Below are 11,966 nucleotides of genomic sequence, written 5' to 3' on the forward strand. Positions count from 1 at the left end.
GGCCGCCAGTTTAATGCAGCCGCCGGGCCTGCCACCGCCCCGGCCGCCGACGGGCTGATTTCCACCGGCGTCCTGTTATAGTTTCTGGCATGAGTACGCCTGAGCCCACCCCGCCCGATCCGGTCCATCAAGAGTTGGCCGCCCTGGCCCAGCAGCTTGACCGGCTGCTCGATACGGTGCGCCGGCTCACCGAGGAAAACCGCAGCCTGCGCCAGAGCCAGGAGCAGTTGTCCGGCGAACGCGCAGGCTTGCTGGCACGCAACGAACAGGCACGCAGCCGCGTCGAGGCGATGATCCAGCGGCTCAAATCGCTTGAAAGCAATGGCTGATAGAAACCATGTCCAGCAGTGAACCGGTCGCGCTGCGACTGATCGACCGAGAATTCCTGATCGCCTGCGAGCCGGAGGAGCGCGACGGCCTGCTCGAAGCCGCCGGCTTCCTCGATCGCAAGATGCGCGAACTGCGCGCAAATGCGAAGGCGCCCAGCTTCGAACGGCTGGCGGTACTCACCGCGATCAGCGTGACACACGAGTTCCTCAGCCTGCGCAAGCAACATGACAACCAGGAACAGCGCCTCAGCGATGGCCTCGCTGCCTTGCGAAGCAAACTTGATGCCGCACTCGAGGGCGAGCCGCTCAAGCGCTGATCGGCCCCGACTGGATGAACACCGGCCATCCGTCGGCAGTGGCGCATTCCAGGGCAAGCGCCTAAAATCGTCCACGGCGTTTTCTGCGATGTGCGCCAGCACACTCTTACATTTGCCTTGTTCCTAAATACGGCCCCGGGTCGGCTTAACATCGGCTGTTGTGCATGTCCGCCACGTGCGGAAAGCCTTGAGGCCATGTAGCTCTCCCACCTGATCCATCGTGGATCAAGGTCGTTCGGTGGGCAGCGGCATCGCGGTTGACGCCACTCATTCCCCCCGCCCCGTTCGTCCCGCGACGAACGGGGCGAACTACGACGGAGCTGCGCGAAACGTGGACGCCCCCGCCCAACGACGCGAGCTTCGCCAGCGCCTCGCCGAGCAACGCCGCGCCCTGTCGCCGGCCGAACGCATCGCCGCCGCGCAAGGCCTGCGCCGCAGCCTCGAACAGCTGCCCGAATACTTCACCGATGCGCGCGTGGCCGGCTACTGGGCCAGCCACGGCGAACTGCCGCTGAACCTGGTGATTCCGCCGCTGGCCGGCCGCGGCCAGCAATTCCTGCTGCCGGTGATCGGCCGGAACAAGCATCTGCGCTTCGCCCCCTGGCAATCCGGCGACGCGGTGCAGCCGAACCGCTACGGCATCCCCGAGCCGGTCGTGCCCGGCGAACTGCTGGAGCCGTTCCAGCTCGACCTGGTGCTCGTGCCGCTGCTCGGTTTCGACCGCCGCGGCCACCGGCTCGGCCACGGCGGCGGCTACTACGACCGCAGCTTCGCCTTCCTCAACGAGCAGGTGCGGCCGACCGAACCGCTGCTGGTCGGCATCGCTTACGCGTTCCAGGAACTGCCCGCGGTCGGGAACAAGGCCTGGGATGTCCCGCTCGACTTCATCGCCACCGAGCGCGAGCTGATCGATTGCCACGCGCCTGTCCCCTATCCGGAGAATGCCGCGTGAACCACTGGCTGATGAAGTCCGAACCGGACGCGTTCTCGATCGACGACCTCAAGCGCAGGAAGCAGGAAGCCTGGGACGGCGTGCGCAACTACCAGGCGCGCAACTTCATGCGCGACGGCATGCGCCCCGGCGACAAGGTGTTCTTCTACCACTCCAACTGCGCCGTGCCCGGCATCGTCGGCATCGCCGAGGTGGCCACCGACGCGTACCCCGACCCCAGCCAGTTCGATCCCAAGAGCAAATACTTCGACCCGGGCAGTTCGCGCGACAACCCGCGCTGGATGCTGGTCGACGTGAAGTTCGTGAAGAAGCTCAAGCGCACGATCAGCCTGGACGAACTGAAGAACGATCCTGCGCTGATCGACATGCCGCTGCTGCGCAAGGGCAACCGGCTGTCGGTGATGCCGGTCGACGCGGCCCACTGGAAATACATCCTCGCGCTGGAATGAGCGCGACCCGACCACCCTCCACCGGAATCCACGATGAGCAACGCAAACGAAAAACGCCAGGCCGGCGAGGCCGCGATCCGCTACGTCGAGGACGGCGCCATCGTCGGCGTCGGCACCGGTTCCACCGTGGCGTTCTTCATTGACGCGCTGGCCGGCATAAAGCATCGCATTCAGGGCGTGGTATCCAGCTCGGAGCAGTCCACCGCGCAGTTGAAGAAGCACGGCATCGATGTGCTGGATCTGAACGCCACCGGCCCGCTGACGATCTACATCGACGGCGCCGACGAGTGCGACCCGTACAAGCGCCTGATCAAGGGCGGCGGCGCCGCGCTGACCCGCGAGAAGATCGTCGCCGCGGCGAGCGAGAAGTTCGTCTGCATCATCGACTCGAGCAAGCGGGTCGACCTGCTCGGCAAGTTCCCGGTGCCGATCGAGGTGATCCCGATGGCGCGCAGCCTGATCGGCCGCGAGATCGTCAAGCGCGGCGGCCAGCCGGTCTGGCGCGACGGCGTGGTCACCGACAACGGCAACTGGATCATCGACGTGCACGGCTGGCAGATCGTCGACCCGGCCGCGCTGGAGAGCGAACTGAACCAGCTGCCCGGCATCGTCACCGTCGGCCTGTTCGCGCGGCGTCCGGCCGACGTGGTGCTGATCGGCGACCGCGAGATGTAAGCCACCCCATTGAGAACGCTGAAATGCAAAACGGCCCGTGCGGGCCGTTTTTGCATCTCGGGAACCGGGAGCGGGCACATGGGCACGCCCGTCCAGGACTACACGGAAGGCACGGACTTGCTCGACTTGCCCAGCTTGATATGCCGGCCCTTGAAACGCGCCTCGCGCAGACGTTGAGTGTGGGACGTGAGAATGTCGCCGCGGGTGATGATGCCCACCAGCTTGCGCTGATCGTCCTTGCTGACCACGATCAACCGCCCGACTTTTTCGGCAACCATGTGATCGGCGGCATCACGCAGCGAGTGGCTTTCACTGACTGCAATCGGTGGTCCCGAGAGCAGCTCCCCCAGCGCCAGCGTGTAATGCCACTGCGGGTCGAGCAGAGTACGTCGGGGCAGCATACCTTTCACGTCACCTTGCTCGTCGACGACTGGATAGCTCCGATGCTGGGTATCGGCAGATTCCTCGGCGAGCCAGCGCCGCACTTCCGCCAGCGTCTGGGTCGTTTGCAAGGTCGCCACATCGCGCGAGCAAACCGTACCCACACTCACTTGTTCCAGGTAATCGGCCGCATATTCGGAGGGCACCTTGATGCCGCGCCGCGCGATCTTCTCGGTCATGATGGTGTTGCGCATGAGCAGCGCCGAGATCAGGTAGGCAGCGGTGCAGCCTCCCAGCAGCGGCAACAGGCTCGCCGGCTGGCGCGTGGTCTCGAAGGCGAACACCACGGCGGTCAGCAGCGCCCGCGAGGAGCCGGCGAAGATGGCGGCCATGCCCACCAGCGCGGCGATGCGCGGATCGACGCCGAAACCGGGCATCACCTGGTTGATGCCGATGCCGATGACCGCGCCGAGCGAGCCGCCGATCATGAACAGGGGTGCCAGCGTGCCGCCCGAGGTACCGCTGCCCAATGCGATCACCCACGAGATGAATTTCAACGTGCCGAAGGTGAGCAGCATGGTGAGGCCGAAGTGGCCCTGCACCAGGGCGTCGATGTTGTCGTAGCCCACGCCCAGGGTGCGCGGCTCGATCCAGCCCACGAAGCCGGCCACCAGCGCGCCGATGACGGGCCACCACATCCAGTGGATCGGCAGCTTCTCGAACAGATCCTCGACGCCATACACCGCCCGGGTGACGCCGATCGAGGCGAAGCCGACCAGGCCGCCGATCAGCACGAAGCTGGCCAGGGCCCAGCCCCCCGGCTGCTCCACCAGGGGCATCGGAAAGACCGGCGCCGCACCGTAGGTGGCGTAGCGCACGCCGACCGCCGTCACCGTGGCCAGCGCCACCGGGATCAGCGAGCGCGGACGCAGCTCGAACAACAGCAGCTCCACCGCCAGCACCAGCGAAGCCACCGGCGCGCCGAACACGGCCGCCATGCCGGCCGCCGCACCGGCTGCCAGCAGCACCTTGCGTTCGTTCGCGGTGACGCGCAGCAGCTGGCCGATCAGCGAACCCATCGCGCCGCCGGTGGAAATGATCGGTCCCTCGGCGCCGAACGGGCCGCCGGTGCCGATCGCGAACGCCGAGGACACCGGCTTGAGCCAGGTGATGCGGGCGGGGATGTTGGATTCGTTGGTGAGGATCTGTTCCATCGCCTCGGGGATGCCATGCCCCTGGATCGCGCGCGAGCCCCAGCGCGCCATGATCCCGGCGAGCAGGCCGCCGATCGCGGGGATCAGGATGACCCAGGCGCCCAGGTGATTGTCGGCCGGCGACAGCACGAACGAGCCGCTGCGCGCATGGGGGCCGATCACGTCCGATACCCGGCCGTAGAAGCACAGGTCGGTGATCAGGTTGATCATCAGCATCAGCAGCTGGGCGACATAGGCCGCCGCCACGCCCAGGATCACCGCCAGCGCACTGATCAGCACGATCCGATGGGTGACCAGGGTGGACTTGCGCGGCATGCGCGCCGCGTCCAGCGACAACCCCAGCGCGGGGGCGACCGGCAGGGCGTCGGTGCTGCCGGTCGTGCGCACGTCGGCATGGCCGGTGGGGTCGTCAGAGATCGGTGTCATCCGAGGTTTCGCAACGTGAAAACGGAAATTTTACGCTGCTGCGGTGCAGAAAAAAAGAAGGAAGATCGCGTAACGGCGCGCAATTTCCTGCGATTTCGCGCATTTCCCGCGAACGTGGGCAACGCCAGCACCCGGCCGCCAGCGCGCGGCCGGACTCATTGGGTACCGCCCACACGAAAATGCCCGCCGAAGGGCGGGCATTTGGCCGGGTCGTCACGCATCGCTGCGTGCGTCGGCATCTGGATTTGGCAGCCCCGGATGGATTCGAACCACCGAATGCCTGAGTCAGAGTCAGGTGCCTTACCGCTTGGCGACGGGGCTAGGGTGCTTAGTTTAGCGCTTGGAGAACTGGGTCGCGCGGCGTGCCTTGTGCAGACCGACCTTCTTGCGCTCGACCTCGCGGGCGTCGCGGGTCACGAAACCGGCCTTGCGCAGCGGCGACTTCAGGCTTTCGTCGTACTCGATCAGCGCACGGGCGATGCCCAGGCGAATCGCGCCGGCCTGACCGGTGATGCCACCGCCGGCAACCGTCACCTTGATGTCGAACTTGTCGGTGTTCTCGGTCAGCTCGAGCGGCTGGCGCACGATCATGCACGAGGTCTCGCGACCGAAAAATGCCTCGAGCGACTTGCCGTTGACCACGATTTCGCCCTTGCCCTTGCGCAGGAACACGCGGGCGGCGGAGGTCTTGCGGCGGCCGGTGCCGTAATTCTGCTGGATTGCCATGCTCATTTCCTTAAATCTCCAGCGCCTGCGGCTGCTGTGCGGTATGCGGATGCTCGGCACCGCCGTAGACCTTGAGCTTGCGATACATCTCGCGGCCCAGCGGGTTCTTCGGCAGCATGCCCTTGACGGCGATCTCGATCACGCGCTCCGGGTAGGTCGCCAGCAGATCCTTCAGACTGGTGGTCTTCAGGTTGCCGACGTAGCCGGTGAAGCGGTGGTACTTCTTGTCGTCCAGCTTGGCACCGGTGACGTGCACCTTCTGCGCGTTGATCACCACGATATAATCGCCGGTGTCGCAATGCGGGGTGTATTCCGGCTTGTGCTTGCCGCGCAGACGACGGGCGATTTCGGTCGACAGGCGACCGAGCGTCTTGTTCGTGGCGTCGACCACGAACCAGTCGCGCTTGACGTTGTCGGCATTGGCGCTAAACGTTTTCATTTCAGAATACCTGTCTGCCGCCGCGAGGCGGTACGCATGATTCGGGAAAGCATGCTTCGGTGGAACAAAGGCGCGAGATGATAGCGGAGCCGTCATCAACGGCGCAAGCCCACCGGCCGGCGAGCTGTGAGCTGGCAATGATAGCATGACCGCCATGCCGCTTGAAAAGTCCCCCCGACAAGCGCGCGCCGGCCGCATCGCCGAACTGGCCGACCAGTGCGTGCAGTGCGGGCTGTGCCTGCCGGTCTGTCCCACCTATGCGCTGGACCGCAACGAGGCGGAATCGCCGCGCGGGCGCATCGCGATCGCCTCCGCGCTGGCCCGCGGGCTGGCCGACCCCACCGCCAGACTGCGTGCACACCTGGACCACTGCCTGGGCTGCCTGAACTGCGAAACGGTGTGCCCGGCGCAGGTGCAGTACGGCGAACTGCTGGTAGAGACCCGCGCCCTGCCGGGACCCTCGCCGCAGCGGCCGCGATGGCTGCTGGAACTCGTCAAACGGCCGGCCCTGCTGCGTGTACTGCGCCAGTTGGGCGGCTGGCTCGCGCTATCGCGCTGGAAAGACCCGCTGGCGCGACGCCTGCCTGCCGCTTCCCCGTGGCGCGCCGCCCTGCTCAACTTGCCGTCCACGCCCCCGGCTGCCCGCGTCCGGGCTCGCCATGCCGTTCGTGGACAACCCCACCTGGCGCTGTTCCCCGGCTGCGTGGCCAGCATCGACGACGCCGGGGCGCAGCAGGCGGCCATCACCCTGCTGCAGGCAGCGGGTTTCCAGGTCAGCGTGCTGCCCGCGTTCTGCTGCGGCGCGATGGATCTCCACGGCGGCGCCGTGGAAGCTGCCGAACGCGCCGCGCAGCGCGTGCGTCAGGCCTGGGACGCCAGCGGCGCCAGCCAACTGGTTTCGGTGACGCCCGGCTGCCTCGGCACGTTGCGCCGCGCCTTGCCCGGGGTGAACGTGCTCGATCCGCTGGAACTGCTGGCGGCCCACGTCGGGGCGCTGCACTTCCGCCCGCTGGCACGACGGGTCGCGCTGCATCTGCCGTGCACCCAGGTCAACGTGGCACGCAGCGACAGCGCCCTGCTCCAGTTGCTGCGCCGGGTGCCCGGACTCGAGGTGCTGCCGTTGCCACGGCCGCCGCATTGCTGCGGCGCAGCCGGCAGCCACTTGCTGGAATTCCCCGCGCGCGCGGCGCAACTGCGCGACGATACGCTGCGGCAAGCCGCCACGCTGGATCCGCAACTGCTGTTGTCGTCCAATATCGGCTGTCGCCTGCACCTGGCCGCCGGCATCGACGCGCAAGGCCTGCCCTGGCCAACCCGGCACCCGTTGACCTTGCTGGCCCAGCAACTCGAACAGCCCCCTTCGAATCAGGAAAGCCCATGACCGTGCGCACGCTGAGCCCCCTCGACCGCCTGCTGGCCGGCTGCGAACGCGCGCTGGAGGCGATTGCCGGTTCACCGCAAGCGCATCGGCCGTCGCCTGCCGCCGGCATCGCCGAAACGGACATGGACGATGCCGAGCGCCGCCACGCCGCCGGACTGATGCGGATCAACCACACCGGCGAGGTCTGCGCGCAGGCGCTGTATTTCGGCCAGGCCGCGCTGGCGCGCAACGCCGACAACCGCCAGCACCTGCTGCACGCCGCGGTCGAGGAGACCGACCACCTGGCCTGGTGCGCCGAGCGCCTGCAGCAACTGGACAGCCGCCCCAGCCTGCTCAACCCGCTGTGGTACGCCGGCAGCTATGCGATCGGCGCGGCCGCCGCGCTGGCCGGCGATCCGCTCAGCCTCGGCTTCGTGGTCGAGACCGAACGCCAGGTGGAGGCCCACCTCGCCGAGCACCTGGAAAAGCTGCCCGCGCAGGACGAGCGCTCGCGCGCCGTGCTGACCCAGATGCAGTCGGACGAGATCCGCCACGCGCAGGCCGCGCAGCAACGCGGCGGCATCGCATTGCCGTTCCCGCTGCCGCAGCTGATGCACGCCAGTTCGATGCTGATGAAGACGGTGGCCTATCGCGTGTAGGTTCGGCCGTCTGTGGGAGCGATTTCAGCCCCGATGGCTCTTTGACTGCCGTGTTTGAGTGGGGACTTTCGCGCTCCTGCGAGAGTCCATTGTTTCCTTCGATCGGGCAAGGAATGCGGGCTGTGGAGTGACAATTCCGGACAGCACAGGCCGGCCACTCAAGCCAGACCCTGATCGCGGCCATGGAATGATGGAATCCAGGGGCAGGATCAGGGTCAGGATTCGACAAAAAATTGCGGCCCGGTGACCGGGCCGCAACGCAGGATGAAGCCCTTGCCTGCTCTTTTCGGTTATTGACCGCTCTGGTAAAGCGAGAGGTAGCGGCCGGCTGCGACGGCATAGGCGGCACGCGTGACCATGAGGCCCGGGTCGAAGTAGGCGTGCAGGGTTGGCTGCAGGTCGTACGGACCTTGGGTCACCGCGAAGCGCGCATTGATTACGCCGCGGTCCAGCGCCAGTTGCACGTAACCACGCAGGTTCGCCGGAATCGCGGCGGCATCGTCGAGCGGGATGCGCCGGCCATCGTAGAACGCCGTGAGGGTGCCAGTGAACGAACGCGCCTCATCCTGCAGCGCCAGGCTCTGCACCAGAGAGTAGGCGAGGCTGACCCGAGTGACGCCGTCGTTCGGCCGAAACGCGCCGGTCGACTGCAGAGTCATCACGCCATCCTGACTCTGACTGAGGTTGCGCAGGGCACCACCGCGGGCGATGGCCGACTCGGCAAAGGCATACGCGCTGTTGCTGATACCAAGGTCCGTAAAGCTCGGGGTGCCGGAGAACGGCAGATACTGGCGCACGCTGGTGCCCATCAGCAGGTATTGCGCCAGCTCGCTGCGCTTGAGCGCCTGGTCGGGGCGGAACTGCCCATTCCCATAGCCGTCGACGAGGCGGTTGGCGACGGCGAACTGGATCGCCTGCCTGGCCGGATGGTCGGCGATGTCATTGAGGCCGGTGTAACCGCCACTATTGAGGAAGCTGACCTCGCCGGTCACGGTGCCCGGTGCCGCGTAGCCGTTGGTGACCTTGAGCGGATCAAGGCCGGTGCCGGACAGCGAACCGATGCCGCGAACCGTGACCCGCCACACGCCGGGCTTGGCCGGTGCGCCCGTGGTCACCGTGTCACCGATTACCGGCAGCGCGATCGACGAGCCGTAACGCACGCCGTCCGGATCGATCAGGACGAGCGCCAACGTGTTGGCGTCAATGGTGGCACGTGCACTGACCCAGGCAGCCTCCGGCCCGACGACGAAGCTCTGTTCACCTACCGGTCCGATCGGGGCAAAGTTCACCGAGAACGGTACCGGCGGGGCGCCTGCGACGAGCAGCTCACTGCTGTTGAATGCGTTCAATGCATTGACGGTCGCACCGAAGCCGGTGCGCACGCCGGCGGCCTCGGCCACCGCGGCATACGCATTGATATGGCCGGCACCGGCTTCCCACGGCAACCGGCCGGTCATGTTGGTTGCGGTGCGCCTGATGATGTCGCGGACGCCTGCCGGAGTCAGCTTCGGATTTGCCTCGAGCATCAGCGCGACAATGCCGGCCACATGCGGGGTGGCCATCGAGGTACCGCTCATCACGGTATAGAACGGCAGGTAAGCCGGGTCGATGATCTCGGCGTCCTGTTGCGCGGCCAGCGCCGGAAGCGTGCCTGTGCTGTCGCGAGTGGAGATGATGTCCACACCGGGTGCGACGACGGTCGGCTGGTTGACATAGGTCCACTGCGCGCCGTCGGGCATCTTGAACGTGCCCGTTTCGCCGCGCTTGCCACGCGAGGAAAAATCGGTCAGCACGCCGTTCTTTTCGCCGGCGCCGACCGAGATCACCCACGGTGCCTGCGCATAGGGATTGTGGGTGTCCTCGCCCGGGCCGTCGTTGCCCGCGGCGAACACGCTGACAATGCCGCGTTTGTACAGCTCGTAACTGGCGATATTGACCGGGTTCAGCGGATCGAACTTGCCCGAGCTGCCCCAGGAGTTGCTGGTCACCCGGATCGGGTTGGCGAAGCTGAACTGGTTGGTGGCGGCATAATCGAGTCCACCGACCGCATCGAGAATGAGCAATACCGCGCCGGAACCGTAGCCGACCAGGTCGGCACCGGGCGCCACGCCGCGGTACAGGCCATTCGAACGCGCGCCGGTGCCGCCGATGGTGCCGGCGCAGTGGGTGCCATGGCCCGAACCCCAATCGGTATTGATCACACCCTCGACATAGGTGATCGGCAGCATCGAGTCGTACGCTGCCAGATTCGTCGCGCCCTGCGTGTTTTGCACCACGTGCGGACCGTACTGCAGGTCCATGTGGCTGCCGTCGACGCCGGAATCGTTCACCACCACACTCACGCCCTTGCCGCTGAACGGGATCGCGCGGTGGTAGTCGGCCGGGTTCTCGACCGCACGCGCGGCGCCGGAGATCTGGCGCGCCTCGCTGTTGAGGTACTGCAGCGGCGAGTTGAAATAGATCGAGACGACATCGTCGCGCTGCGCCAGCGCGCGGATCTCGTCCGGGGTCGCCAGCGCGCCGGCGATCGGCAGCGTGCGCATGGTCACGCCCTTGCTGATACCGAGCGCCCTGAGCGCGGCGACCTGGTCGGCGGTGACCGGGCCGGATTGCTGATAACTGATGACGACCTGCAATTGGTCCGTCGGCGCGGCAGCGCTCATCTTCGACAAGAGTTGCGGATCGAGCTGGGCATCGGCCAGCGCAACGCCACTGGCGAGCAGGCCAGCTGCCACCGCGCAAAGGCGAAAGGTCCTGCGCTTGACGGTTGAAACAAACATGGACGGCATAGTGATGGCTCCGGAGATTGGCCCGCCGGGATGGGGCGCCAGCGGAGTATTCGCGCCGATGCTGCGGTTCTCCCATCCGGAGTTGCATCCATCCGTGGCAGGGGAAATCACCTACGCCCCGCTTCCCGGCATCACGGCTCGTGCCGGGCCCGCATGCGGCGACCCGGAACAGGATCTGCGGACACTGGATGTGCGCCCATGAGCGGGCCGCGCGTGTTCCGCCCGGCCCCGAACCAAGCTGCAGCGTCCATCCGCCACACCACACGCATCCGTACTGGGTGAATCCCCCTACTGGCACGGTCAGGCCATATCGACTAGCTTCGGCTGGATCGCAAAATTTTCCGAGCGCTGCCGACCGGCCGTCGGCGCCGCATCCAGGAGTTCGCCATGCTGAAATCCACCCTCGCTGCCAAGCTGTTGCTCGGTTCCGTTCTCGGTCTGTGCGCATCACTGGCGTCAGCGCAGAACCTGCCGGTCACGGTGGCCGTCGCCGGCAACGTGGCAACGGTGCGGGTCGACCTGCCCACGCAGCAGACACTGGCCGAAGTGATCCTGACCTTCGACGACAGCCTCGGCCTGAATGCCGGCAGCCTCGGCGTAAGCGCACGGCTGGTGGATGCGTCGGACCCGGCGCTGCTGTCGCGACTGCCCGACGGCAGCTTGAACCGGCTGGATCCGTCATTCCCGCTGATGGTCACGATCGAACCGCCGACACTCGGCGGGCTCAGCTTTCAGCGCACGGTGCGCGTCGAGGTGCATACGCATGCGCTGGCCTATGCGGCCGGCAGCCAGCTGCGCCTGTTCAAGGCGCCGCTGAACGGCAGCTTCCGCGACATCACCGACGAGATTGCGCCAGGCAGTGTGCGCGCACGCGGCACCACCGGAGGCTTCTCGCAGTTCCTGGTGCTGGCCGATCTGCGCCCTACCAGCACGGTGGTGACCGGCAAGTTCGCCCGGCTGCAGTCGCTGATCGCGCTGCTGCCGCTGTCCGAACGCGGGCCGCTGCAGGTGAACGCGGACACGGCGCAGAGCGCGCTGGACCAGGGCCAGTACGGCGATGCGTTGGCCGCGCTCGACCAGCTGCGCGCGCGCGTGGCGACCCGGGCCGGCACGGCCATCCCGTCGCAATGGCGCGCCACCCGCGACACCGACAACCAGGCCGGCGAACTGCTGGCCGCCACCGCCACGCTCTCGTTCAGCATCGGCTATCAGCGCGATTTCGGTCGCTGAGACACGCGCTAGCGCGGGCC

At 66.8% G+C, this 11,966-nt stretch carries 12 protein-coding genes, 1 tRNA gene and 1 other RNA gene; 9 read left to right on the top strand and 5 right to left on the bottom strand.

Annotated features, from left to right (window positions below; all coding sequences use genetic code 11):
• The first annotated feature begins 89 nt into the window (after positions 1-89).
• From KK131_RS06050 to rpiA, 6 genes are all read left to right on the top strand, one after another.
• Positions 90-329: a TIGR02449 family protein gene (locus tag KK131_RS06050; protein WP_214555783.1), complete on the top strand. Its 240-nt coding sequence runs from the start codon at positions 90-92 to the stop codon at positions 327-329.
• Positions 330-337: 8 nt separating this feature from the next.
• On the top strand, positions 338-646 hold the full coding sequence (locus tag KK131_RS06055) for a cell division protein ZapA (protein ID WP_056387850.1): 309 nt from the start codon (positions 338-340) through the stop codon (positions 644-646).
• Positions 647-723: 77 nt separating this feature from the next.
• A non-coding RNA gene (gene ssrS / locus KK131_RS06060) (6S RNA) lies at positions 724-910 on the top strand.
• Between the two features lie 67 nt (positions 911-977).
• Complete coding sequence (locus KK131_RS06065) at positions 978-1,598, top strand: 5-formyltetrahydrofolate cyclo-ligase (RefSeq protein ID WP_214555784.1); 621 nt, start codon at positions 978-980, stop codon at positions 1,596-1,598.
• Positions 1,599-1,609: 11 nt separating this feature from the next.
• On the top strand, positions 1,610-2,047 hold the full coding sequence (locus KK131_RS06070; protein ID WP_214556662.1) for an EVE domain-containing protein: 438 nt from the start codon (positions 1,610-1,612) through the stop codon (positions 2,045-2,047).
• Between the two features lie 33 nt (positions 2,048-2,080).
• Positions 2,081-2,722, top strand: coding sequence for a ribose-5-phosphate isomerase RpiA (gene rpiA, locus KK131_RS06075; protein ID WP_214555785.1), 642 nt, complete (start codon positions 2,081-2,083; stop codon positions 2,720-2,722).
• Between the two features lie 98 nt (positions 2,723-2,820).
• Here the strand turns inward: rpiA and KK131_RS06080 are convergent, their stop codons facing one another.
• The 4 genes from KK131_RS06080 to rplM form a co-directional block, all read right to left on the bottom strand.
• The gene (locus KK131_RS06080) at positions 2,821-4,743 is read right to left on the bottom strand and encodes a chloride channel protein (protein WP_214555786.1); all 1,923 of its coding nucleotides are present in this window, start codon (positions 4,741-4,743) and stop codon (positions 2,821-2,823) included.
• A 246-nt stretch (positions 4,744-4,989) separates the two neighbouring features.
• Positions 4,990-5,064: transfer RNA gene (locus KK131_RS06085), tRNA-Gln, on the bottom strand.
• A gap of 12 nt (positions 5,065-5,076) precedes the next feature.
• Positions 5,077-5,469, bottom strand: a complete 393-nt coding sequence (rpsI, locus tag KK131_RS06090; protein WP_214555787.1) for a 30S ribosomal protein S9 — start codon at positions 5,467-5,469, stop codon at positions 5,077-5,079.
• 10 nt (positions 5,470-5,479) lie between these two features.
• Positions 5,480-5,908 carry a 50S ribosomal protein L13 gene (gene rplM, locus KK131_RS06095; protein ID WP_056387864.1) on the bottom strand — a complete coding sequence of 143 codons (429 nt, stop codon included), beginning with the start codon at positions 5,906-5,908 and terminating at the stop codon, positions 5,480-5,482.
• Positions 5,909-6,062: 154 nt separating this feature from the next.
• On the opposite strand from rplM, the gene KK131_RS06100 reads away from it, so the two are divergent.
• Positions 6,063-7,289 (top strand): (Fe-S)-binding protein, encoded by a 1,227-nt coding sequence (locus KK131_RS06100; RefSeq protein WP_250887047.1) that lies wholly within the window; start codon positions 6,063-6,065, stop codon positions 7,287-7,289.
• The gene (gene coq7, locus KK131_RS06105; protein WP_214555789.1) at positions 7,286-7,927 is read left to right on the top strand and encodes a 2-polyprenyl-3-methyl-6-methoxy-1,4-benzoquinone monooxygenase; all 642 of its coding nucleotides are present in this window, start codon (positions 7,286-7,288) and stop codon (positions 7,925-7,927) included. Before KK131_RS06100 ends, coq7 begins: the two co-directional genes overlap by 4 nt.
• Positions 7,928-8,217: 290 nt before the next feature.
• Here coq7 and KK131_RS06110 read toward each other — a convergent pair whose 3' ends face one another.
• On the bottom strand, positions 8,218-10,707 hold the full coding sequence (locus tag KK131_RS06110; RefSeq protein WP_214555790.1) for a S8 family serine peptidase: 2,490 nt from the start codon (positions 10,705-10,707) through the stop codon (positions 8,218-8,220).
• A 396-nt stretch (positions 10,708-11,103) separates the two neighbouring features.
• On the opposite strand from KK131_RS06110, the gene KK131_RS06115 reads away from it, so the two are divergent.
• The gene (locus tag KK131_RS06115) at positions 11,104-11,946 is read left to right on the top strand and encodes a DUF6689 family protein (RefSeq protein WP_214555791.1); all 843 of its coding nucleotides are present in this window, start codon (positions 11,104-11,106) and stop codon (positions 11,944-11,946) included.
• Positions 11,947-11,966 lie beyond the last annotated feature (20 nt).

It is taken from the genome of Rhodanobacter sp. LX-99, from assembly GCF_018599185.1.
GTDB lineage: Bacteria > Pseudomonadota > Gammaproteobacteria > Xanthomonadales > Rhodanobacteraceae > Rhodanobacter.

Coding starts and splice junctions, on each gene's coding strand:
- KK131_RS06050 (WP_214555783.1), top strand. CDS start 90: ATGAGTACGCCTGAGCCCACCCCGCCCGATCCGGTCCATCAAGAGTTG.
- KK131_RS06055 (WP_056387850.1), top strand. CDS start 338: ATGTCCAGCAGTGAACCGGTCGCGCTGCGACTGATCGACCGAGAATTC.
- KK131_RS06070 (WP_214556662.1), top strand. CDS start 1,610: ATGAAGTCCGAACCGGACGCGTTCTCGATCGACGACCTCAAGCGCAGG.
- rpiA (WP_214555785.1), top strand. CDS start 2,081: ATGAGCAACGCAAACGAAAAACGCCAGGCCGGCGAGGCCGCGATCCGC.
- KK131_RS06080 (WP_214555786.1), bottom strand. CDS start 4,743: ATGACACCGATCTCTGACGACCCCACCGGCCATGCCGACGTGCGCACG.
- rpsI (WP_214555787.1), bottom strand. CDS start 5,469: ATGGCAATCCAGCAGAATTACGGCACCGGCCGCCGCAAGACCTCCGCC.
- rplM (WP_056387864.1), bottom strand. CDS start 5,908: ATGAAAACGTTTAGCGCCAATGCCGACAACGTCAAGCGCGACTGGTTC.
- KK131_RS06100 (WP_250887047.1), top strand. CDS start 6,063: ATGCCGCTTGAAAAGTCCCCCCGACAAGCGCGCGCCGGCCGCATCGCC.
- coq7 (WP_214555789.1), top strand. CDS start 7,286: ATGACCGTGCGCACGCTGAGCCCCCTCGACCGCCTGCTGGCCGGCTGC.
- KK131_RS06110 (WP_214555790.1), bottom strand. CDS start 10,707: ATGTTTGTTTCAACCGTCAAGCGCAGGACCTTTCGCCTTTGCGCGGTG.
- KK131_RS06115 (WP_214555791.1), top strand. CDS start 11,104: ATGCTGAAATCCACCCTCGCTGCCAAGCTGTTGCTCGGTTCCGTTCTC.